Here is a 23,398-nt window from a genome sequence, read left to right as displayed (position 1 = left end):
TGCCATAGTCACTCCGAGCAAACCGAACTCACCCAGGAATATTTAGACTCTCTTGCAGCCTTGGCACACTATAAGATGCCGAGCGAAGAAGAACTGATGACGAGCGTGCTTCCGCACGGCTGGCAGATCGAAGAAGGGCAAACTCCCGCGCCCTACCGAGCCGAGCTTTACCGAGACGAGACCGGGGGAGGCATAGCGCAGGAACCCTCGGGTGAAGGCACCCGCCGCCGCTCCACGAAGGGCGACGACGGACGGTCCCGCAACCTTGTGTTCCCGCCTGCACCCGAGCCTCTGCCGTACGCCATCGTCGATAACCACACCCATATGGATCTGCTTGATGGCGAAGTAGAAGTTACTGCCCGGGATGCCCTCGATACCGGGGAAAAACTCGGCATAGGTGCCATTGTGCAGGTCGGCTGCGATATTCCCTCCTCGCTGTATGCGGTTGCCGCCGCCCGCGCCGACCGGCGGGTTTTGGCGGCGGTTGCCGTTCACCCCAACACCGCTCCCGAACTGGATTCCTCCGGTACCCTTGATGAGGCTCTGGAGACCTTGGATGCGCTTGCCGCCGAACCGCGCGTGCGAGCTATCGGAGAGACCGGACTCGACTACTTCCGCACCGGGGAAGAGGGAACCGAGGCCCAGCAGCACAGCTTTCGCGAGCATATTCGCCTGGCGAAGAAGCATGATCTGGCGCTTCAGATTCATGACCGGCAGGCGCACGATGATGTAGTGCGCATCCTCTTTGAGGAGGGCGCCCCCGAGCGTACTGTATTTCACTGCTACTCGGGCGGGGCTGAGCTGGCGCGCATCTGTAATAAGCAGGGCTGGTACATGAGCTTCGCCGGAACCGTGACCTTCAAAAACTCGAAGGATATTCAGGAGTCGTTGCGTATGGCACGCCCTGAGCTGATTCTTGCCGAGACGGATGCGCCTTTTTTGACCCCGCACCCGTTTAGGGGCCGCCCGAATGCCTCGTACATGACGAACTATACGGTGCGGTTCATGGCGGCGCACCGCGAGCAGAACCTAGAGGACCTGTGCCGAATTATCCGCGCGAACTCGATGCGTGTGTACGGCAGCTGGGGAATTGAGGGGTTCTAGACGATGGTAACGATCAGTGCATAAGGTATAAGTATTTTTTGTGCCATCTTTGTCGAAGCCTGCATGAACTATCACGCGTATATGCTATTATGATAGATGCTATATCTCACCTTAAGGCTTTACTTCATAATTTCTGGAGTAAATTTTGTCTTTGTGCGATGTGGTATCCCGATAAATAGCTTTCTATCCCGTAACGTATCAATAGCATGTTAATGTGAGAGAACTAGGGTAAAGCTGTGTCGATCATTTCTTTTTCAAAAAGAATAAAACATTATATATGGATTAATTATGTCAAAGATGGCGCAGGGATAGATAAGATGCGCAGTTGGTATTCGCAGAAAAAACCATACTCTTACGATATTGAAAAATATACTCAGTTTATTAAAAATACTGCAATGCCTAATTCTAGTACATTTATGGTTAATCATTTATTCTATGATTCTCAACTTCCGGATGGTAATCTTCAGAATGCTCCTAATCAGATATTTATTGTCTGGTTGGGAGATAATCAGATAACTCCAACTCGTCAGAAATCTATCGACCTTATTCGTTCTGTTAATTCTGAAAGTGAAGTTATTCTGATAACCTCCGATAACCTTGCGGATTATGTGCTTCCCGAGCATCCTTTACATCCTTCCTACGAAAAACTAAGTTATATTCAGCGCTCTGACTACTTGCGCGCCTATCTGATGCACCATCACGGTGGTGTGTATATGGATATAAAGCCTATGGATAAGCCCTGGTTGCCTCTTCTTGAGGAACTTAATGCTACCCAAGATATGTGGGTTATTGCTCCGCATGAAATAGGCTCTTGGAATTCGTCACCAGCAAGTGGAGCGTTGGGGAAAGACCAGCGTAACTATTATAAATCGATTGTGAATATGTCTGCTTTTGGATGTAAACCATATAGCAGGTTTACTGATGAATGGCTTACTGAATTAAACCGCAGGATGGATTATTTTTCATCCTTATTGGAGAGCTACGGAGATCCTCAAGCTTTTGGGTATATGCCGGAGTACCCCATTCCCTGGCTTGAGTTGGCGGGAAGGATTACAAGCCCCCTAAGCCTTAAATATATTGACCGTATAAAAATTGTTGAAGATATGAAATTTGGAACATACCCTGGTGGGTACCGGTAAATTACTGCCGTTTCAAATATAAAGAGGAAAAATGAAAAAATATGTTGTTGCTCTTAAGGAAGAAAATCGTCTTAAGTATTTCTTCAATGCCCCGGGGAGCGCAGGTTTCGATATATTTTGGGGAGTAGATGGGCGTGCTTTACCTACTCCTGGGAAAAGCCCTGAATTTGATGCTGTCTATTTTGAGAAAAGAAAAGGCCGTCTAGCCCGTCCTGGAGAAGTAGGATGCGCCTTGAGCCATACTTACGTGTGGCGTGATTTTCTAGAAAGCGGGGAAGAATGGGCGCTTGTTGCTGAAGACGATGCGTTGATCCACCCCTCCATTGATAAAATTGTCTCTCGGGTTATTGAAAAATCCCGCAGTATTGGTGTGGTGAATTTTGCGGATGGCTGGTCCACCCAGATGGGTCGTATGAACCCCCGCACTCCTTACCCCCGGTTGTCGTTGTTTTCTCCGTTTATTTGGGGCCGTCACCGTTTAGGGTACTGCGCTAATGATTGGACTGCCTGTACAGGACTGTATCTGATCTCTCGGTCGGCGGCGCAGAAAATTATTGAGCATATTGATGCGCACGGCTCACAATACTGGCTAGCAGATGATTGGCCCCTTTTTGCCGCTGATTTTGGGGTGGATATTAAGGTCATGCAACCAGGGCTATGCGGCTGGACAGGAAGTAGTCTTATTGAGGAAGATGGGACACACTTTGTGTACCGTAAAGCAGACCAAGCAAAAAACCAGCCGCTCCTTAATAAGCTGCGGATTTACGCCGCCCCCAAAGCTCGCTTGAAGAACGCCCAAAACATCGTCAAATCTACTCTCTGGCAGATACGGAAGAAACGCAGAGTTCTCAAGTAACTACCCGCACCAGTGAGCGGCGTCCTTCGACCTAGACCTGCAACCTTTCGTAGAATAGATAGGGTGAGAGAAAATCTGAGCGATAAACCCCTGTTGGGTCCCCAAGAAATCCGTGACCTTGCCGCGCAGCTGGGCATTCGCCCTACAAAGACCCTGGGGCAGAACTTCGTGATTGACCCGAATACTATTCGTCGCATCGTTGCCGCAGCAGATATTACCGATGATGAAACTGTGCTCGAAGTCGGTCCCGGACTTGGTTCTCTCACTCTGGGGTTGGCAGATGCCGCGCGCCAGGTTGTTGCGGTCGAAATCGACCCGCCATTGGCGCAGCAGCTACCGCATACTATCGCCAAATTCCGCCCCGACAAGGCACAAAACGTTAATGTGGTGCTCATGGACGCCCTCAAGGTGACTGAGCTTCCCCGCACACCGGATGCGCTGGTCGCTAACCTGCCCTATAATGTGGCGGTTCCGGTGCTTCTGCATCTTTTCGCGCAGTTCCCGAGCATCCGCCACGCCTTGGTGATGGTGCAGGATGAAGTTGCCGATCGTCTGGCGGCGAAACCCGGCTCTAAGATTTATGGGGTTCCTTCGGTGAAGGCAAGCTGGTATGCTGAGGTCTTTAAAGCGGGGGTTATCGGTAAAAACGTATTCTGGCCCGCCCCGAAAATTAACTCAGGGCTTGTGGGATTCAGGATGCGCCCGCAGCCGCTCGCCGATATTGACCGCGACGAAGTCTTTACCGTGATTGACGCTGCTTTCGCCCAACGGCGGAAGACCCTGCGGGCCGCGCTTGCCTCGTGGGCTGGTTCCGGTGCTCGTGCCGAAGCAATCCTGACCGAGGCGGGCATTACTCCTACTGAGCGTGGCGAAAAGTTAGATATTCACGGGTATATTCGGATTGCCCAGGCGGCGCATCGGGTGCCAGCTTTAGTGGCGGATGAAAGTTAAGACCGGGAAACCGGAGATGGATAAAGAATGCATGTTCTAGAAACTCGGGCAAAAGCGCCCGGAAAGTAAATCTATATCTTGCCGTGGGGAACCCCCGCGAGGACGGCTACCATCCGCTCGCCACACTCTTTTCTTCGGTCAATATCTACGAAACCGTAACCGCACGCGACGGTCACAAACCAGGAATTACCCTGAGCCTGGATATTGTGCCCGAGTCCCTGGTCGATCAGCAGCACCATGTCGGAGAATTTGATCTAGCCGAGGTGCCGTTGGACGAGTCGAACCTGGCGCATCGTGCAGCCGTCTCTATGGTGCAGGCGCACGGGCTCACCGTAAACGATCTGAACCTGCACCTGCATATCGATAAGGCTGTTCCCGTGGCCGGGGGCATGGCGGGTGGCTCGGCAGATGCCGCCGCCGCGCTTCTTGCCGTCGATCAGTATCTCTATGAGAGGCGGCTGACCGAACGCACCCTCGGGCTCGAAGAGCTGCTTGCCCTGGCTGCGCCTTTGGGTGCTGACGTGCCTTTTGTGGTGCGTGCCGCGTTCCCGCTGGGCGGGTTAGCCGTGGGGGAGGGCACCGGAACCGAGCTGCGCATTGTGGAGCTGCCTGAAGACATGATTCCGCTCGATATTGTACTGGTCGCCGCCTCAGAGGGGCTCTCGACCCCGCAGGTATTTAGCGAGCTTGATGAGGGACGCGTCGCCGGGCGTTACCCCGAAGCTGGCGAGCTGCAGGTTCCTTCGGGGCTGCTGCACGCGCTAACCCAGACGGAAGCGCCGATTGCGCGCATCCACGAAATTGGCAGGCAGCTTCGCAACGATTTGCAGGGTCCAGCCGTGACCCTAGCACCCGATCTTGAAACTATTTTGACCATGGATAATGAGAGCATGGTTGAGGCGTTTGTCTCTGGGTCAGGGCCTACCGTGGCTATTCTTGCGGAGGATGCGACCGCAGCCGATGAACTCGCCGCAGCGCTTCGCCGCCGAGGCCGTCACGCGATCGCCACACAAACCCCCGCGATGCTCTAAGTCCTTGGGAATAGTCCCTTATTCCTCTGAAATAGGCGCAGTATCCAGCCGCAGCGGCTTCGGAATACGTTTGAGGATGCGGTATTGAAGAATACCCTCCAGTGCTCCAAGGTTGCCGCCCGTCAGATACGCCGCCCGAAAACGAGTCGTAGGGCTTATAAGCTTAGGGGCCTGCTGCAAAATCTCCAGGATAGACGCCTTCGTGCTGGGGCCGCGCATTCCATGCTGCCGATAGTGCACCCACAGCAGTACCTTGTATTTTTGGTAGGCGCGCTGCTGATGAAAAATGCGTTTAGGTTTATCCCGCAGAATATAGTGCAGAAGCGGTCCGTGCGTAAGCGCCGCCGGAACGCCTGCAAGCTGCACACGCCAGGCAAAATCGGTCTCTTCGGAACTCTTATATGAAGAATCCATCCCCCCAGCCTCAAGATATACGCGGCGAGGAATCGAAAAATTACCCCCGGCAACCGTCGGCAGAAAACCAGCATAGGGGGTGAGCTCATCGTCGTAGAAAATCCTGGTGCGTGTGCTCAGAATCTTCTGATCATCGCCGGGTTCAAGACCGTAAGCCCGCAGAACTTCGGGAGTATTAACCCGATCATGAAGCAGAGACCCGCTTGCTATGACAGGGGAATATAGGTTTTGCACGTACAGATGCGAAACCACCCAGTCAGGTTCTACAAGATCATCGCCATCGCAGAAGATAAGGACATCACCCGCGGCTTGTACCGCCCCCATATTGCGGGCGTGGCTGGCTCCGCCACGCTGGGATGCATCTATTACCCGCAGGGGATAGGGGGCACTGTAGCTTTCGACCACAGCGCGAGTGCCGTCGGTACTGCCGTTATCACAAATGAGCACCTCAAAACTAGGGTTACCGGTTTGGGCTGCGAGGGCATCAAGCTGCTGCGTAATGTAGTTGGCGCCGTTATACACCGGAATAATGACGGATGCTGCAACGGGTTTGGGGCAAGTCACGACCGGTCTCCTTTCACCTGCTCAGCTACCGGGTATGAGTTCCCTTCGGCATCAAGGTCACGGATGCGCCGTGCCGGAACGCCCGCATACACGCCATGAGGCGTACAATCGTGCACCACCACGGCACCGGCGGCAATCACGCATCCTTCGCCGATCGTAACCCCGGCGGTAATGACAGCGTTTTGCCCCACCCACGTGCCGTTTTTGATGTGTACGGGACGAGTAATATTTGCTCCCGCGCGCTGAGCGGCGGAACCAATTTCATGGGTGTCGGCAAAAATGGTGACGCGCGGCCCCAGAAAAACATTATTTCCCAGAGTCGTATGCGCGCCCACCAAAGTTTCTTTATTGACAAAACAATTCGTGCCCATTACGACCTTAGGCATAATAGTGGAACTAGGATCGCAATATGTTCCGGCACCAAAAATAATGCCATTTTTGGTGAGTTCACGTCGTTTTTGCGCATTCGTGCGTTCTCGCCGCATAAGATGCAGGCGGTATTTCAAATCTTTGAGTTTCTGAATCATGAGAATTCGTGTGAGTGAGTGTGACCTATGCGGCTCTACCACCGTGGCAAGCCCGTCTGAAGATATTGTAGCCTACCTGCTGGCGGCGGTCAGCGGGCTGTTATTCTGGGGTAGGGAGTAACGCGAGAATGTTTTCTTTATACGGGATCAGTTTATGGCACCCGCATGAAGAAAACACTCCCGGAATTTATGATGCACTGAGTATTGCCTCCGTGTCTCTCAATAGTCTGTGATATAAAACCCACTCGGTCACGGTGATTACCAAGTATCCCGGACGATACCTAAAAACGTATATACTAAGTGGTATATCGCGCGGTGTGATGACGCACATTTTGCATAGTTCAGGTCAAAATTACGCGCGACCTATTCCCGCTCGAACTCGCACGAAATGAATACCCCATGCCCCACGACGTAGATATTATCGTAGGCGTTCCCGAAGGCGCCGGGTGGGCGCCCATCCATGAGATGGCGCGCCTGATGGCATCGTATCTGGACGCGCGCATCGTCACCCCTGACCCAAGCGCATCGCTCAAACCCGCTACCAAAATTTTGGGGCACCTGCCGCGTATTCCCGGCGGAAGACGTACCGCCCTTGTTATCGCCAGCGACCCTGGACAGCTTTACGCTATCGCGCAGCCGCGCCTCGCCGCACGACGCTATGCTGGGGTTTACGGGTGGGTTATCGATAGTTTCTGGGATGACCGCATTCCCGCCATCGCCACCAACGGAACCTATAACACCGTCTTCGTGGCGGACCGCGATGACGTGCACGATTGGCGCAGCGCCGGGGTTAAAAACGTGCGGGTGCTTCCCTGGGGTGCAGACGTGTGGAGTAAATTCGATGAGCATCTGGAGCATCCGAAAACCACCGATGTACTTCGCGTGGGGCGCCAACCCTCCGCCTATGACGACGATGAACACACCGCAGAGCTTGCCCGGCAGGCTGGAATAGCCTTCGCGGGGCGCCCGCCGTTCGGCGTAACCGATCGCGAATCCGTCGAGTCTTTGCAGAGGGCACTCGCGGACGCCAAATTTGTACTGGCTTTTAGTACTTTGGTGAGCCCCGCATCGTACACGCACCCAAACAAGGAGTACATTACCGGGCGTTGGACGGACGCGCTCGCCCACGGGGTAACTGTGGTGGGGCAGGTGCCTAAAACCGAAAGCACGCGCGAGATACTGTGGGATGGAGCGACCGTCGATATTGACCCGCAGGATGCTCGCGCCGGGCTGGATGCGGTGGCGCAGCTTGTGAGCGAATGGACACCTGAGCAGAGTCGAAACCAGGTGCGTATGGCGCTGCAAAGACTAGATTGGCGGCACCGTTTCACCGAGCTATTTCAGGCTGCGGGTTTGCGCAGCCCCCGGCTGGATGCGGACCTAAAGGCTATGGCTGCGGAACTTGCGGATGCTTCCCCGGGTATATAAAAAGACCCTTGATGTGAATGCAAAACTGAGAAACCGTTTTCTTCGCATCAAGGATCTTTTAGCAGAGGAGCGGACTATCCGAGGAGTTCCGAGAGTTCCAGCCAGCGCATCTCTAGCTCGTCGATCTCATCCTGAAGCGCCTGCTGTTTTTGCCCCAGGTCGGCAAGCCCGGCGTAATCGGCGGGGTCGTGCATGCTCATTTGTTCGGAGAGCTTACTCTGTTCCTCTCCCAATTTCCCGAGGCGACGCTCGATCGCGGCGGATTCCTTCTGTGCCGCGCGTGCCTGCGCCCCCGATACTTTCGGCGTGCTCTTGGGACCAGAGTCCGTTGATGCAGCCTGGCCGCCAGAAACCGAAGAATCGTTCTTTATAGTTGGGGCGGATGCACCGCCCACAGCACCGGCGGCAGAACCGCCCCGCCCCGCTGCAGAAAGTGCCAAATACTCGTCCACCCCACCGGGCAGATGCCGGAAGGAACCGTCAATCACCGCATACTGCTGATCGGTCACACGCTCCATGAGGTAACGGTCGTGAGAAACCACCAGCAGGGTGCCGGGCCAGGTGTCGAGCAGATCCTCCATTGCCGCCAGCATATCGGTATCCAGGTCGTTTGAAGGCTCGTCCAGAATCAGCACATTCGGCTCGTCCAAGAGAATGAGCATAAGCTGCAGTCGTCGCTTCTGCCCGCCCGAAAGATCTTTCACCGGGGTAGAAAGCTGTGCGCTCGTAAAACCTAGCCGTTCTAACATCTGCGAGGGCGACATTTCTTTACCGTCGGCAATATAGCTGCGCTTCTTGCGACCAATCACATCAGACACGCGGTCGTTCTCAACCTCTTTCAGCTCATCCAGCTGCTGAGTGAGGGTGGCAACCTTGACGGTCTTACCGCGTTTCACACGCCCCTCAGTCGGTTCCAGCGAACCGGTGACCAGAGCAAGCAAGGTCGATTTTCCGGCACCATTCACGCCCAAAATACCGGTGCGCTCACCCGGTGCAATCCGCCAGGTTACGCGACGCAGCACCTCACGTTTGCCGTTGGGCAGTGAAGAATCCTCAAAGGTGACCGAGACATTCTCAAGATCCACCACGTCCTTCCCCAAACGGGAAACCGCCATCTGCTTGAGCTCCACGGTATTACGCACCGGCGGAACATCGGCAATCAGTGCATTCGCCGCGTCAATACGGAACTTCGGCTTCGAGGTGCGCGCCGGGGCACCGCGACGCAGCCACGCCAACTCTTTACGCATCAGGTTCTGGCGCTTTGCCTCCGCGGCGGCCGCCTGCCGATCACGCTCCACACGCTGTAGAACGTAAGCCGCATACCCGCCTTCAAAGGGTTCCACGATATTATCGTGAACCTCCCAGGTGTCGGTACTGACTTCATCAAGAAACCAGCGGTCGTGAGTAACCACTAGTAAGCCGCCCGCGTTCTTGCTCCAGCGGTTTTTCAGATGATGTGCAAGCCAGGTAATTGCCTGCACGTCCAGGTGGTTGGTGGGCTCGTCCAGCATGAGCACATCCCATTCCTGTATCAGCAGAGCCGCCAGGGCCACGCGGCGACGCTGCCCGCCCGAGAGTGAAGAGACCGGCGCATCCCAGGGCAGATCAGACACCAAACCCGCAATAACATCACGAATACGCGGCTGCGAGGCCCACTCATACTCCGGAGTATCGCCCACCAGAGCATAACCGACCGTATGGGAATCGTTGAGAACATCGGACTGATCAAGGTACCCGATGCGCGTGCCACCGCGCGCCGTCACACGCCCGGAGTCCGGTTCAAGACGCCCCGCCAGAATCTTCATGAGCGTGGATTTACCGTCGCCGTTGCGACCCACAATGCCGATGCGGTCGCCCTCATTAATGCCGACGGTCACCCCCTCGAAAATAGTGCGGGTAGGGAACTGAAGGTGCAGCGCTTCGCCGCCAAGTAAATGTGCCACATATCCAGGGTAACGCCTGACTCCCACACGCCTGGAAGTCTTCGTATAAATCCGGCGAAAACCACGCCGGTGAGAGATAAATCCCAGGGTATCTGAGGCACCACAGGCACCGTGTTAATGCAAAAATTAGGGCTTCCCGATGGCACAGAGCGGCGTGTGTGAGAACGCTGCTATTTTTGCTACACTATAGAGTATCCGTTTCTTTGTCCGTCAAACCGACGGGTGTTCATGCGGATAATCCGCCATGGTGTAATGGCAGCACAGCGGCCTTTGAAGCCGTTTGTCTAGGTTCGAATCCTGGTGGCGGAGCGAATAGTTCGGGGGTAGACTTCCGGCTATATCCCACACCTAACAAGGAGACATCTAGGTGAACGCAGAAAATCGGAAGGCACCTTCGGCTGTTATTGTTTTGGCTGCGGGAGCTGGCACTCGTATGAAATCTGCTACCCCCAAAGTTATGCACGCGATAGGCGGCCGTTCCATGGTGGAACACGCCGTAGCTGCCGCCCGAGACCTAGACCCTCAGCGTCTAGCCGTTGTGGTGCGGCACCAGCGTGATAAGGTAGCCCAGCATATTCTTGACTTTGATGCCCAGGTCACCATCGTTGATCAGGACGACATTCCCGGTACCGGTCGAGCCGTTGAAGTCGGTCTTAATGCCCTCGATAATTCCGATCTCGTTGATGGTACCGTGTTGGTCACCTACGGCGACGTACCCCTGCTTCGTGCCGAAACCCTGCGCGAGCTAATGGACTTCCACGAAGAGGGACGCAACGCCGTTACCGTGCTCACCACCAATATCGAAGAGCCCGGTGCCTACGGGCGCATCGTGCGCGACCAAGCGGGCGAAGTTACCGCCATTGTGGAGGCCAAAGACGCAACCCCCCAAGAGCTGGCGATTACCGAAATCAACTCGGGTATCTACGCTTTTGACGCCAAGGTTCTGCGCGAAGCTCTGCTAGAGGTCACGACCGACAACGCGCAGGGCGAAAAATACATTACCGATGTGCTCGCTATAGCCCGCGATAAGGGGCACCGCACCGCCGCCCTCGCTATTGAGGATCGCTGGGAGGTTGAAGGTGCGAACGACCGCGTGCAGCTTGCGCAGCTTGGGCGTAAACTCAACGAACGCATCCTGGAAAAACATATGCGTAACGGCGTAACTATCGTGGACCCCCACAACACCTGGATCGACGTAACCGTTACCCTTGAAAACGATACAACTCTGCTGCCCGGCGTGCAGCTGCACGGAGCAACAAAGGTCGCCACTGGTGCAACTATTGGTCCGGACACAACCCTGACCGATATGACTATCGAAACCGGCGCAACCGTCATCCGCAGCCACGGTTTTGGTGCAACAATCGCCGAAAACGCCACCGTAGGCCCCTTCTCATACCTGCGCCCCGGTACCGTTCTGGGCGCGAACTCAAAACTCGGGGCCTTCTGCGAAGCCAAGAACTCACAGATCGGACAGGACGCCAAGGTACCCCACCTCACCTACGTAGGGGATGCCGAAATCGGCGAAGGCGCCAATATTGGTGCGGGATCCATTTTTGCCAACTATAACGGGGTTACCAAAAACCGAACCGTTATCGGCGCGCATACTCGTATGGGCTCGGGCGGCATCTACGTGGCACCCGTTACCGTTGGGGATGGCGCATATTCCGGCGCGGGAGCCCTAATCCGCAAGGATGTTCCGGCGGGCGCGCTCGCTATTTCTGAGACTTCCCAGCGCAATATTGATGACTGGGTTTTAAAAAATCGTGAAGGAACCGAGTCTGCACAGGCTGCTGAGGCCGCGCAGGAGTAGTTTTCACACACCGAGTTCACAAGGAAAGCGAACACAATCATGTCTAGCGAGATTACCAATCCTGGGATGCGTAAAATGGCAGTGGTGTCCGGGCGGGCGCATCCGGAACTAGCCGAAGAAATCGCTGCTGAACTGGGGCATGACCTGCTGCCGACCTCTGCGTATACCTTCGCCAACGGTGAGACCTATGTGCGCTTCGAGGAATCTGTGCGCGGCGCCGATGCTTTCGTGATTCAGTCGCACCCGGCACCCATCAACGAATGGCTGATGGAACAGATCATTATGATTGATGCGCTCAAGCGTGCCTCCGCCCGTTCGATTACCGTAGTTTCGCCTTTCTACCCCTATGCCCGCCAGGATAAGAAGCATAAGGGACGTGAGCCTATTTCGGCTCGTCTGATTGCCGATCTGTACAAGACCGCTGGCGCGGACCGCCTGATGTGCGTCGATCTGCATACTTCGCAGATTCAGGGTTTCTTTGACGGTCCGCTCGACCATCTCTTTGCTATCCCAGTTCTGGCGAATTATATTCGCGGGCGCGTTGAGAACCCCGAGAACGTGACCGTCGTTTCCCCGGATACCGGTCGTGTACGCGTGGCTGAGCATTGGGCTGCCCTGCTCGGTGGTGCCCCTTTGGCCTTCGTACATAAGACACGCGATATTAACGTGCCGAATCATGCTGTCTCGAAAACCGTTGTGGGCGACGTTGAAGGGCGCTCCTGCGTACTGATCGACGATATGATCGATACCGGTGGAACCATTGCTGGCGCGGTTAAGGTTCTGAAGGATAAGGGCGCGAAAGAAGTCATTATCGCGGCAACCCACCCCGTATTTTCTGGTGCAGCCGTCGATATTCTTTCCGGATGCGGCGCCTCCGAAGTGGTTGTCACTAACACTCTGCCCGTGCCTGCCGAGAAATCTTTCGATAATCTGACGGTTCTGTCGATTGCTCCGCTGATTGCACGTGCTATCCGTGAGGTTTTCGACGAAGGGTCCGTGACCAACATCTTCAACGATCACGCCTAAAACCGTATATATCGCATTCACCCCGTGGCCGAGCTTCGACAGTTCCTGCGCGGGGTGATGTTATTGGACCGAGAAAAATGTCCCCGTCTGAAAACGCTAGCGCTCTCAGACGGGGATATTAACTACTAGAAGGCTATGCCCCTCATAATCTGCTTGTTTTAGTTCTGCACCTGTGCCTGCGAGAGCCACGGCAGAATCTCGAAGAGCGAGTTTTCAATCTCGTCGACCGCGATGCGTGCCGCCTCTTTACCCTGACGGTACGGATCACCAATGTTATCGCTTGTGCGGGGCGCCTGATTATGGCTGTACAGGTATGAGAGCGGTTCTGTCTCAAAACCGACTTCTTGCCTCAGATTAGCTACCTGCTTGATGAGATGAACCTTGTGGTGGTACTGCGGCCACTCGCGGATAATCCAATCGGCGTGTTCCGCTTCCGCCACCAGGAGCAGGGTAGCGCGTTCCACCATGTCTTCGGTGAGTTGCTTAGCGCGGTACCCGGAAATATCGTAGCCGCGCTCGTCAAGCTGTTTACCCACGTAACGGTATACGCGCGAGCCCGAAAGTGCCGAAGTTCCGGCGCTGGTGAAAATCCAGTCATCGGTCAGACCATATTCTTCGGAGAGCTGGCTTGCGATAATCTCTGCCGCCGCACTGCGCGCTACGTTTCCGGTGCACACGAAGACCGCCTCCATAGGCCCCTGGAACCTGGGAGCGAGCCTGCGCCTGCGCACCACGCCTGAGCGAACTTCGCCCGGCGCAAGCTTAAACGGAGAGGCATGGGATGCTGCGCGTTTTACGGGACGGACGGAAGCTGTCGGATGCACAGATGCCTGAGCAGGAGCCGAACGGAAACCCGCCGGCTGAGCTGTTGGCTGGGCACTCTGCGTATCCGTATCCTGCGCATCCTGGGCGGAAGTAGAGAGCGCGTTGTTTGCGCCATCACGCACCTTCAAGGTCTGGTGAGCGGGCCGCGAGGGCTCTGTGCGGGTGTTCTCGTTAGACGTGGAACGAGCACTATCACGCTGAGCAAGTTTTCGAGCCAGCTGAGCCTGATTCTGCTCGCGCTGCTCTCGTTCAGACTGAGTTTGCTCGTTCTGCTGTCCGGCATTGGATTCTTCAGCGCGCGTGCGCTGAGCCTGTTCCTCTCGGCGACGGCGAGCCTCTAGACGTTGACGGTGAACTTCCGCACGTTCGCGTTCGCGCCGAGCTGCTTCATCTTCCTGGCGCTGCGTGTCCTCTGTCTGAGACTGCTGATTTTCTCCACTGTGAAGATTCAATTCTTCCTGTGCGCGGCGGATGGCGATTGCCTCTTTACGGGTCTGCGGCTTATACCCGGGCTGCAGAAGCTTCTCCATATCGAAGCCCGCGAACTCGGGCTTGTTCGCAAGTTTCTCGCTGATAGAGGGTTCACTCTGCTTGTGACTCGTTGGAATATCCTCCGGGGTCTGCTTGGATGTTGCAGGAAGGCTATTCCACGGATTAGCGGCAGCAGACTTTTTCTGGGGTGTGGGAATGCTGTTCCACGGGTTATGAGTTGCTGCTGTAGATGCTGATGCCGTGCTCTGCTGTTGAGTCTGTTGCTGGGGAGTTTCAGGCTTTTTATGAGTCTGAGCATCTTGACGTGCGCGAGCCTGCGCCGCGGCAACAATTTTGGCGGGAGAGTAACCGGGATTAGACTGCGCAAGATGCGACTGAACCGGCTTAGACTGCACCGAGGAACGCGAAGCTACTTCAGCGGGCCTTGGCTGTTGGTGGGTCCTTCGCTGCGGTTGATGTGCCTGGGCGCGCTGCTGGGTGGGCTGGCTCTGGTCCTGCTGCGCCGATGAAGGACTCTGCTGGCGCTGCGCCATTTGCTCATTTGCTTGACGCGCAAGGTTGGTGCGCACCGTATTCTTCAAGGCAGCATTCCGAGCTGCAGGGTTCTTGGCAATTGAGTTCTTGGGGCGTGCCTTTTTTGCGCCGGTTGTTTTTGCGGATGCGGTGCGCGCCTGAGCTGGCTTCTGCGGCGCTGCGCCGGTCTTGGGGCGCTTGTTCTGCGCCGCAGCTGCGCCGGATGCTTGTGAACGAGACGACGTGGAACGCTGGGTTATGGGTATCCGCGCGGTCTTCGGGCGCGGAGAATTCGTGCGCGCAGCAGTATTTTCCACGCGAGGAGTCTGCTGCTGAGATTTATGCTGTTTGGCGTAACGCTGTGCCGCAGCCTGCACATCGTTGGTATCCATGAGAACCGTTTGATCCAGCTCTGCGCTGTTCGTCGTCGGCTTGGTAATCTGCTGCTCTGGCTTCTTTTTAAGCTTTGAAATCTTGCCGTGGAATTCGCCGATGTTAATCGACCTAGTTTTCCGAACCATCGGGCTTGACTGCGTCTGCGGTGCCGCCTGAGAATTTTTACGGTTGCCGCTCACGGAACGCTGTGCCCCCGTGGCGGAAGAAAGTATGCTTGCGGCACGGCGGCGAGCATCGGCTGCCTGCTGCTCCCGCCTCTCTGCGGCCTGTTTTTCAGCTGCGGCACGTTCAGCAGCGCGCCGTTCCTCTGCTTCGGCGACCGCAACATCGCGTGCCGCGCGTATGTTAATGCTGGACGTTACCGGTCCAGTGTGATGCAACCCCTGGGAGCGGGACTCGTCCTCTCGAGCTTTCCTCTTTTGGGCCGCGAGCGAGCGTACTTCCTGGGGAAGGTCCTGTGACCTACGGGAGGCGCTGCGTGCGGAACGTTGGGGCAGGTCATGTCGCGCGCTCAAACGTGCGACCCCGTCCTGAAGGGAAGACCTTGAGGATCCCCCTGCTCGGCGGCGTCCGGAAGCGGTATCGGCGGAGGGGGACTCACCGTTATCCTGCCCGGCAGGTACACCAGAGTCAGACAGATATTTGTCCCTGAGGGACTGAATATTAAAAATTCCCATGGATACCTTTCAGAGTCTCGGACGCTCCAGAAGCGCATTGAATTGCCTCCAGGGCAGGGCTACTCACCTATTATTTTACCTGTAGAACACAATTTGTCAGTCTTTGGAGGGTTCCTAGCGTGTATCTTGATGTTGTGTTAGGCACAAGCAGAGTACACGACGGTAGTGTTTACGCGGATAAATTTTCGCGAAAAAACTATGTATCATAATACGTCTTATACGCCGCAAAGATTAAGCAGAAATATGCATAGTCTGAAAATAACCCTGATCTGCATGCTAAAATCTACATACGTATTTTACGTGTATTTTTTATCGGCACCAGCCGTTTCACGAAAGCACAATTCATGAAATTCCTCCCCGCGCTGCGGACTGAACTGGGGCAGCTAAGCTATTCACTCAAAGCTCGTAAAACCCCTCAACAATGGCGAGATCAATACGCCGCAATTCGTGGTATCCGCATTTTTAACACGCCATCTATACACTATCGAGGCCCCCGTACAGAAGTATGGGGTATTGCGATGGTTAAAGATGAAATAGATATTTTGCCTTCTGTTATTGACCATATGTTTCAACAGGGAGTACATCGGCTGCTTATTGCGGATAATCTTTCGCATGATGGTACCCGGGAATATATTCGTGAAAGATCAACTCACGACTCTAGAATTATCTATGCTGAAGATAATTACATTCCGTATGTACAATCCGAGAAAATGACGTGGTTAGCGCATCTGGCCTGGCGATACGGTGCACGATGGGTTATTCCTTTCGATGCAGACGAATTTTGGTATGCGCCTTCAGATACGCTCGCAAAATTTTTACAGACCTGCCAAAGCTCGGTAATTTATGCCGGATTCCATCATTCGGTACCTGTCACGGAGAACCCGAGTGATGTTATCAACACGGAACTTGTGATGGATACGGCAGATTCCTTCCCCGGAAAGGTGGCCTTTCGTGCCCATCCTTTTGCTGTTGTGGTACGTGGTAACCACGAAGTACGCCGTTTAGGCGCTCATGAACATTCCTTAGAGATCGTGCATGTGCAGTATCGGGGGGCTGCTCAGATTGCGCGAAAAGTTCGGCAAGGAGCCGCCAGCGCTGTGAGCACAGGCCGAGACGCCACAGTGATCACTCCGCATTGGCTTGCTGGCAGTAAGCTCAGCGATAGTGAGATTCAAGAGGTATGGACCAATATCTCTCACGGTCTGCCGGATGAGCGCATCCAGTTCAGAGCTGAAGGTCCTATGGCGCGCGGAAAATTTTTGCGGTGGAGAAGCTGGAACGAAGACGGTTCCTTAAACAAATTCTCTTCTGATGCCTCAGGTAATGCTGGGGGCTCATCATGAGTAAAGAATCTACACCCGTTATGGCAGGAGTACCTAGTACTAGGTACATTATGCTGGATAGCCTGACAATTTTGCGGGGTCCGGCTGCGCTATTCGTCTTTTTCTACCATACGAGGTGGGCGCATGTGGTTCCTAGCGCATCCGTGGGATATGTAGGAGTCGCATTGTTCTTCGTGCTTTCGGGCTTCGTGCTGACCTGGTCGTATAAGCCCGCCGACGGAGCCAAGAAATTCTACCTGCGCCGATTTGCGCGTGTATACCCGCTGCACCTTTTCTTCTTTGCACTTGCTTTGGCAATTCTCGTCCTGACTCAGGAAGCCCCATCTGCGGGTGCTACATTAAGTAACCTGGTTCTGCTCCACGCCTGGGTGCCGAATTGGGACTATATTTTTTCGGTCAATGGGGTGAGCTGGTCTTTAGGCTGCGAGGCTTTTTTCTATGCCTGTACTCCGCTCGTGTTGGGTTGGCTCAGCCGCCGCTCCCCGAAGGCGGGATATACCGTTTTGACGGGTTGGTTCCTGCTGACGGCGGCGGTGACGAGCGCTATAGCACTTACCTCTAATTACGCCGATGTTGTGGTGTACGCTAACCCGTTGCTTCGTTCGGGTGAGTTCGCCCTAGGCATGCTCTTAGGACTTCTGGCGCTTAAAGTTCGTGACGGCGATTTAGCGATGCCACGGATACGTACCTGGCAACTGTGGGTGGTAACAGCACTTGCTTTAGCCGGGATTTCTGGTGTTTCTAAAGTTAGTTTGCCGCAGACCATCAACGGGTTTGTGCTTGACCCGGTATGGTTCTTGCTGATTGGGATGTTTGCGCTTCACGACATACAGCGCGCGCAATCGCATCATCAGGTTGGTGAGCCGGTGCCGGGGAATTGGATACGCCGCTCTCTCGTGTATTTAGGCGAGGTTAGCTTTGCGTTCTACTTAGTACACGAGCTCGTAATTTTTGGGGCTGTCGCAGCGCCTTGGGGTGCATCGGCGGCCGGTGGTGTGAGGGGACTCATCCTGATGGGGGTGTCGTTGGCGCTTGGCGTGTTCTTAGCGATCGCTGCGCATCATCTGGTGGAGCGTCCTGCTCGTATTATGATTCTCAAGGCATCCACGCGCACTCTGTGAGGTTTTTATGAAAAATATTTATCGTAAACTCAGAATCTTCTTTCCCGGACGAAAATTTTATATTTTAATCCTCAATATTCTGGGGCTTTTCGTGGTGTCTCTTTTCGAGATGCTGGGTGTGGCGGCTATTCTACCTATCGTTAACCTGGCGATGGGCGCCCCTATTACCGGGTATTTGCGAACTGTCGCGGAACTTTTCGGCAACTCCGACCGCACGCAGCTTATCGTGATTTTTGGTGTCGCACTGGTGCTCGCCTTTGTCATCAAGGGTGTGTTGTCGTTGGTTATTAAGCGCTGGAGTCTGGGGTTTATTGCTACCCAGCAGAGCATTACCTCGGTGAATCTGCTCAACTGCTATATGCGTGAGCCTTATCTGGTTCACCGTAAGCGCGGTGCAGCGGCGGTGCTTAACTCGGTTAATGACATTGTGGGGCAGGCGTACAGCGCTTTCGTAAATGGTGTCATGAGCTTTATCGGGGATTTACTCTCCATCGTGGTGCTCATGGTGATGCTGCTGGTTCTTATGCCGCTTCCCGCGCTTTTCGCTTTTGCCTACTTCGGCGTGGCTGCCTTTGCGCTTCAATACGTTTTGCGAAGGAAAAATAAGGAGCAGGGCGAGATTATCCTGGAAGCTACGCGCGGCTCGATGAATGCAGCGCTTGATGCTGTGGTTGGGTTCCGCGAGATTCGTATGCACGGTGTGACCGAACGGTACCTACACCGGTACCAGAGCAAGCGCATGGACTCGGTGAATGCGAATATGCGGAACGTTTTCCTTCAAGAACTTCCAAAGTATACCCTTGAAATTATTTTTATTCTCGGAATCGCCGCACTTCTAGCGATCATGAGCATGACCCAGGGTGTCGATAGCGCACCCTATCTGCTCCTTTTCGCCGGTGCATGCATCCGTATTCTGCCGAACTACACGCGCATTGTGGCGTCCCTAGGTAATATTCGTTCCGGTGAGAAACCCAGCGATGAGCTTGTCCGCGAAATTGGGATGCTTGATGAACAGGGAAAGAAGCTCGACCTTCCGCCTGCTCCCGACTCTGATACTCAGACCGAGTATGTAAACCGTGAGATTGAGCCCATCACTATTACGGTGGAGAACCTTTCCTTTACCTACCCCGACGGCGACCAGCCAGTGCTGAAGAACATTAACCTGCAGATCCCCATGGGGACGTCGATCGCCTTCGTGGGCGGCTCCGGGTCGGGAAAAACCACCCTGGTTGATTTAATTTTGGGGCTTTTCAGCACCGAACAGGGGCGTGTGTTGTGCAATGGGGTGCCGATCGAGCAGGATCTACCCGCGTGGTTTCAGCGCATCGGGTATGTGCCTCAAGACGTCTTCATCGCCGATTCTACGGTACTGGAGGCGGTTGCCTTCGGGCTTGAACCGCATGAGATTGATGAGGCGCGGGTGCGTGAATGCTTAGCTGTCGCTGAGCTTACCGAAGTTGTGGATTCCCTGGAGAACGGGCTGATGACGATGATCGGGCACAATGCTGTTCGGCTTTCGGGCGGTCAGCGCCAGCGTCTAGGCATTGCCCGTGCACTCTACCGCAACCCCAGCGTGCTCATAATGGACGAGGCCACCAGCGCCCTGGATAACGAGACCGAGCATAAGATTACCCAGGCGATCGAGCGTATCTCGCGGGATATTACCGTGATTATCGTGGCGCATCGCCTCTCGACGGTGCGCAATGTGGACCAGCTGATTTACCTTTCGCAGGGTGAAATCGCCGCGCAGGGAACCTTCACGCAGGTGCAGCAGCAGAATGAAGAGTTCGCCAATCTGGTGCGTTTAGGGCAGCTTCCCGAGTAGTCGGGCGAATCGATCTGAAAAACATTAAAATTGTGCCCGCCTCCCAATCTTGGGGAAGGCGGGCACAGGTCTATGTGGATGCTATTTCTAAGCGGTCTCTGGCCGGGCTTCAAGGAAGGGTTTAAGGCTGTGCGCATCCTGCGGTATATCGCTGCCTAGGGGGTAGAGGCTTCCGCGCGGCTGCCACGCAAGATTTACGGGAATGGGCCTGCCCGCGATAAGATCCAACCAAATATCGGCAAGCTGTTTCTCGCTCAGCTCGCCATTTTTACGCCAGTGATACCCCAAATCCTCCGGCAAATCGGTGAGCTCAAGCGCCTTTGCCCCCTGCATGAGCTTGCGCTGCAGCTGCTGCCGCGAACGCCAAGGCAAATGTAAGATAACCACCCGATCGGTGCCCTGTGCCCCAGGCCGAAGCACCCGATGATTACCCATAGTGACGACCGATGACCGCCAGGATTTAAAGCACACCTTAGGGTCAAAATGCGCGGTTGTATCGAGCACCAGGTCTCCCGAGGCCGTAGGAAACAGGTTGTAGAGCTGCGAGATTTCCACGGTATTTTTGCTGGTGGACAGAACCTCGGCAAGCGTACCCTCAACGCCGAACCAGAACTCGTCCGCATCGAAAGGCACCACCCAGGTGGCACCGGCTCGCTGGGCACGATGGGTCAGATAGGTCATTTTCTCGGACTGATAGTAGGCGGGCTCCCGGTCACGCCCAACACTTAGCGGAAGCTCGCGGCTAAGACGCTGAAGAAGCTCAAAAGTACCGTCATCTGAACCGTTATCGACCACCAGGATGCGCGCCACCCCCTGGGCATGCAGGTGCCGCAGGGAACGTTCGAGCACATCCGACTCATTCTTGACCATCGCGACCGCCCACACGCCCTTGGTCGTGGGCAGGGGAGGGAGCTCAAAGGTTTTCTCTAGCGCCCGGTAGCGGTTTTTGAAATCTCCTGTGTTCAGCAGGGCACGTGCCTCACGCCGGGTACGCAGATCGCGCTGCGCCAGAAAAAGCCGATGTTTTCCAGTGCGAAGTCCGCGAACCGCCGGGTCTATAAAACGGGGTTTAAAGCGCGATTTTTCAAGGCGTCCAGAGAAAAAACTATGGGAGTTAGATACGATTCGCTGCGAAAATTTAAACGGCGCGAGAAATTTGATGTTCATGGGTTATCTTCCGTGCTTGAGTATGAGTGAGTTGTGAAAGAGTGAATTATAGAGGTTTACGCGGTATCGCCTTCTTCAGGCAGAAGCCAGGTACCCCCATGCGGCGGCTTAACCGCATGCCAACGGGAGAAATGCGGATGCGGACGCACAGTTCCGGGCACCACGATAGGCTGGCGGGTTTTCGCATCGTACTCGTGGGCATTCGGTACGTACACCTCAACGGGGTGATCCGCCTGCGCCATATAAGCGCCCCAGTACCCGAACGTAGTGTTCGTAAGAATAAGCCAGCGCGCCTTCGCAAGAACCGCTAAATCCGCGAACATACCCTCGCCGGTCTTATCGTAGAGCACCGGGGCAATATCTTCGAGGAAACTCAGGTTTTCGCGGCACCACTGCGGATTATCACTCGTGACCACGAAATTACTGGGACTCATACGTTTAAGCACCTGATCCAGGGCCTCACGTACATAGGCCACAGTATTAATACCGTAACGCTGCCGAATTGCGGGAACAGAATAATAATCACCGCGCCGAATACTGAGCACCACCGTATTACTTCCTACAATATTGCCTACTGTAAGAATGCGCTGCCTAAAATGCTCAGAAGAAAGTAATCGTTCACGGGCGAAAATCTCAAGAGAACCGGGTGCAAAACTATCTTCTACATTGGTATCAAGACCAGAATAACGCCGGTGTAAAAACTTAAAATCTTTCGGATCCATCATGAGTTCCTGCAAAGCAGGAAATTCTGTAAGCCAAGGTTCTAAACCGGCAGTATCGAGCATATATGAAAAATCCCCGGCATCGGCGCGACGGTCAGCATCAACGGCCGCCAACAGATAAAGCCAATTACCGCCGCGAGAAAAAGGAGGCGCAATATACACTTTCTCGCGAGAGTGGCGAACTGTATCCAAAACCCGTGCAATACCGGGGCGTAGAAACCCCATCACGCGAAAATAAGCTTCAACATGCGGCGGGCGCATACCCTCAAGTTCTGTTAACCGGGTTTTATCTTCAGACTCAGAACGACGATTCACACATAACTCCCTGGGATTTACACACGCAATACCTTTATTATGAGGCAAAATACGCTGTATATTCACCTGATATGTCGATACTATATTAGAATTATAAAGTAACACTCACTCACGAGGATATGACGGCAACAACTATGTGCAGTATGTCGAGAGTTTCCTCACGAATAAACACATACGTTTACAGACAATGTTTGATGACCGGAACATAGATGTAAACCGCAACAGAAAGCATTTTTGTGACTTCGTCAGCAGAAACTATCTCCGCCATTATTCCCTTTTATGGCGAACCTGCTCCCGTGCTGGATTTAATTGCCAGCCTGCGCACGCAGCGGGGAATAACCCCCGAAAATCTTGAGATTATCGTTTCTGACGACCGCTCACCCATACCCTTCCCCGACACCGAAGGCGTGAGCATCGTGCGCCGCGAGCGCAACGGTGGGTTCGGCAGCGCCGTAAACTCCGGGGCTGCACGCGCACGTGGAGACTGGCTGATAATCCTCAACAGCGACCTTGAACTCGGCGAAAACTTCATCAGCTCAATGCTTACGGCGCTCGCCGCCTATCCGCAGGCGCTCGCCAGCCCCCAAGTAGTCGGTCACGACGGAAAACACCAGTGGGTAGCCCGCAAATTCCCCACCGTGGGGCATATCGCGTGGGAATGGTTCACACCCCTGGCACGCTTCAAACCCACACGCTTATGGCATCGCGGGGCAGGGCACGATATAAGTGCCTGCACCGCCTTGAGGCCCCACGGAACAGACTGGGTTATGGGCGCCTGCATGATGGTACCCCGCACGGTATACGAACGGGTACAAGGCATGGACGAGCGCTTCTACATGAACAGCGAAGAAGTAGACTTCCAGCGCCGCCTTGCCGAGATTGGGGTGCCGCGCATCCTGGTGCCCGAGGTGACGATCACCCACGAAGGAGGCGCATCCAGCCCCTCAGCCCGGCGCCGCCAATGGCTTACCACCGCACGGTTTATCTACGCCGAAAAATGGGGGTTCGAGAAGAACCTGCGCCGCGCCCTAACCCTCACCAGCTACGCCAACTACGGTTTCAACCTGGTGCGGTCCCTGCGGAATCACCGAGTGAACCCGCGCGAGATTCTGAACCACGAACTAGAGCTGATCCGGCGGGGAACGCGGCACGAAAACTAGCCGGGTAACCGCGCCGAACCTGGCTTTCCCGCACGAAGGACCACAGGAC

The 23,398-nt window shown here is 54.8% G+C and carries 18 protein-coding genes and 1 tRNA gene; 13 read left to right on the top strand and 6 right to left on the bottom strand.

Translation table 11 applies throughout. The features are described 5' to 3' along the window. Nucleotides 1–75 precede the first annotated feature (75 nt). The 5 genes from HMPREF2756_RS04830 to HMPREF2756_RS04810 all read left to right on the top strand — a co-directional run bounded on the left by HMPREF2756_RS04830 (nt 76) and on the right by HMPREF2756_RS04810 (nt 5,081). Nucleotides 76–1,104, top strand: coding sequence for a TatD family hydrolase (locus HMPREF2756_RS04830; protein WP_280925916.1), 1,029 nt, complete (start codon nt 76–78; stop codon nt 1,102–1,104). 236 nt (nt 1,105–1,340) lie between these two features. Beyond that, a complete protein-coding gene (locus HMPREF2756_RS04825; protein WP_070618885.1) occupies nt 1,341–2,243 on the top strand; it encodes a capsular polysaccharide synthesis protein in 903 nt (300 codons plus the stop codon). 31 nt (nt 2,244–2,274) lie between these two features. Then, nucleotides 2,275–3,099, top strand: a complete 825-nt coding sequence (locus HMPREF2756_RS04820; RefSeq protein WP_070618882.1) for a glycosyltransferase family 25 protein — start codon at nt 2,275–2,277, stop codon at nt 3,097–3,099. 63 nt (nt 3,100–3,162) lie between these two features. Further along, nucleotides 3,163–4,050 carry a 16S rRNA (adenine(1518)-N(6)/adenine(1519)-N(6))-dimethyltransferase RsmA gene (gene rsmA / locus HMPREF2756_RS04815; RefSeq protein WP_246825845.1) on the top strand — a complete coding sequence of 296 codons (888 nt, stop codon included), beginning with the start codon at nt 3,163–3,165 and terminating at the stop codon, nt 4,048–4,050. 83 nt (nt 4,051–4,133) lie between these two features. Beyond that, nucleotides 4,134–5,081: a GHMP family kinase ATP-binding protein gene (locus tag HMPREF2756_RS04810; RefSeq protein WP_246825844.1), complete on the top strand. Its 948-nt coding sequence runs from the start codon at nt 4,134–4,136 to the stop codon at nt 5,079–5,081. 18 nt (nt 5,082–5,099) lie between these two features. Here HMPREF2756_RS04810 and HMPREF2756_RS04805 read toward each other — a convergent pair whose 3' ends face one another. Together HMPREF2756_RS04805 and HMPREF2756_RS04800 are read right to left on the bottom strand one after the other, a co-directional pair. Next, nucleotides 5,100–6,059, bottom strand: coding sequence for a glycosyltransferase family 2 protein (locus HMPREF2756_RS04805; protein ID WP_070618876.1), 960 nt, complete (start codon nt 6,057–6,059; stop codon nt 5,100–5,102). Continuing rightward, nucleotides 6,056–6,586 carry an acyltransferase gene (locus HMPREF2756_RS04800; protein WP_070618873.1) on the bottom strand — a complete coding sequence of 177 codons (531 nt, stop codon included), beginning with the start codon at nt 6,584–6,586 and terminating at the stop codon, nt 6,056–6,058. The genes HMPREF2756_RS04805 and HMPREF2756_RS04800 overlap by 4 nt, the downstream gene beginning before the upstream one ends. A 399-nt stretch (nt 6,587–6,985) precedes the next feature. On the opposite strand from HMPREF2756_RS04800, the gene HMPREF2756_RS04795 reads away from it, so the two are divergent. Continuing rightward, nucleotides 6,986–8,014 carry a glycosyltransferase gene (locus tag HMPREF2756_RS04795; RefSeq protein WP_070618870.1) on the top strand — a complete coding sequence of 343 codons (1,029 nt, stop codon included), beginning with the start codon at nt 6,986–6,988 and terminating at the stop codon, nt 8,012–8,014. A 74-nt stretch (nt 8,015–8,088) separates the two neighbouring features. Here the strand turns inward: HMPREF2756_RS04795 and HMPREF2756_RS04790 are convergent, their stop codons facing one another. Next, a complete protein-coding gene (locus HMPREF2756_RS04790) occupies nt 8,089–9,957 on the bottom strand; it encodes an ABC-F family ATP-binding cassette domain-containing protein (protein WP_070618868.1) in 1,869 nt (622 codons plus the stop codon). A 238-nt stretch (nt 9,958–10,195) separates the two neighbouring features. On the opposite strand from HMPREF2756_RS04790, the gene HMPREF2756_RS04785 reads away from it, so the two are divergent. From HMPREF2756_RS04785 to HMPREF2756_RS04775, 3 genes are all read left to right on the top strand, one after another. Further along, a tRNA-Gln gene (locus tag HMPREF2756_RS04785) sits at nt 10,196–10,266 on the top strand. A 58-nt stretch (nt 10,267–10,324) separates the two neighbouring features. Further along, nucleotides 10,325–11,767 carry a bifunctional UDP-N-acetylglucosamine diphosphorylase/glucosamine-1-phosphate N-acetyltransferase GlmU gene (glmU, locus tag HMPREF2756_RS04780; RefSeq protein WP_070618865.1) on the top strand — a complete coding sequence of 481 codons (1,443 nt, stop codon included), beginning with the start codon at nt 10,325–10,327 and terminating at the stop codon, nt 11,765–11,767. A gap of 39 nt (nt 11,768–11,806) precedes the next feature. Then, complete coding sequence (locus HMPREF2756_RS04775) at nt 11,807–12,793, top strand: ribose-phosphate diphosphokinase (RefSeq protein WP_048778555.1); 987 nt, start codon at nt 11,807–11,809, stop codon at nt 12,791–12,793. Between the two features lie 158 nt (nt 12,794–12,951). Here the strand turns inward: HMPREF2756_RS04775 and HMPREF2756_RS04770 are convergent, their stop codons facing one another. Then, on the bottom strand, nt 12,952–15,696 hold the full coding sequence (locus HMPREF2756_RS04770) for an arsenate reductase/protein-tyrosine-phosphatase family protein (RefSeq protein WP_070618862.1): 2,745 nt from the start codon (nt 15,694–15,696) through the stop codon (nt 12,952–12,954). Between the two features lie 344 nt (nt 15,697–16,040). Here HMPREF2756_RS04770 and HMPREF2756_RS04765 point away from each other — a divergent pair, with 344 nt between their 5' ends. Genes HMPREF2756_RS04765 through HMPREF2756_RS04755 form a run of 3 tightly spaced genes read left to right on the top strand, consistent with a single transcriptional unit; the run spans nt 16,041 to nt 19,985 of the window. Then, the gene (locus tag HMPREF2756_RS04765) at nt 16,041–17,039 is read left to right on the top strand and encodes a glycosyltransferase family 2 protein (protein WP_070618859.1); all 999 of its coding nucleotides are present in this window, start codon (nt 16,041–16,043) and stop codon (nt 17,037–17,039) included. After that, nucleotides 17,036–18,160 carry an acyltransferase family protein gene (locus tag HMPREF2756_RS04760; RefSeq protein WP_083301668.1) on the top strand — a complete coding sequence of 375 codons (1,125 nt, stop codon included), beginning with the start codon at nt 17,036–17,038 and terminating at the stop codon, nt 18,158–18,160. The genes HMPREF2756_RS04765 and HMPREF2756_RS04760 overlap by 4 nt, the downstream gene beginning before the upstream one ends. Before the next feature lie 7 nt (nt 18,161–18,167). After that, the gene (locus tag HMPREF2756_RS04755; protein WP_070618854.1) at nt 18,168–19,985 is read left to right on the top strand and encodes an ABC transporter ATP-binding protein; all 1,818 of its coding nucleotides are present in this window, start codon (nt 18,168–18,170) and stop codon (nt 19,983–19,985) included. Between the two features lie 87 nt (nt 19,986–20,072). On the opposite strand, the gene HMPREF2756_RS04750 is transcribed toward HMPREF2756_RS04755, so the two are convergent. Further along, nucleotides 20,073–21,152 carry a glycosyltransferase family 2 protein gene (locus HMPREF2756_RS04750; RefSeq protein ID WP_070618851.1) on the bottom strand — a complete coding sequence of 360 codons (1,080 nt, stop codon included), beginning with the start codon at nt 21,150–21,152 and terminating at the stop codon, nt 20,073–20,075. Nucleotides 21,153–21,208: 56 nt separating this feature from the next. Beyond that, nucleotides 21,209–22,189, bottom strand: coding sequence for an alpha-1,2-fucosyltransferase (locus HMPREF2756_RS04745; RefSeq protein ID WP_246825843.1), 981 nt, complete (start codon nt 22,187–22,189; stop codon nt 21,209–21,211). Nucleotides 22,190–22,425: 236 nt separating this feature from the next. Here HMPREF2756_RS04745 and HMPREF2756_RS04740 point away from each other — a divergent pair, with 236 nt between their 5' ends. Further along, on the top strand, nt 22,426–23,349 hold the full coding sequence (locus HMPREF2756_RS04740; RefSeq protein WP_070618847.1) for a glycosyltransferase family 2 protein: 924 nt from the start codon (nt 22,426–22,428) through the stop codon (nt 23,347–23,349). Nucleotides 23,350–23,398 lie beyond the last annotated feature (49 nt).

The sequence above is a fragment of the Rothia sp. HMSC067H10 genome (genome assembly GCF_001810635.1).
GTDB lineage: Bacteria > Actinomycetota > Actinomycetes > Actinomycetales > Micrococcaceae > Rothia > Rothia dentocariosa.
Note: the sequence above shows the minus strand (reverse complement) of the source record. Positions and strands in the feature narration are given on the sequence as shown.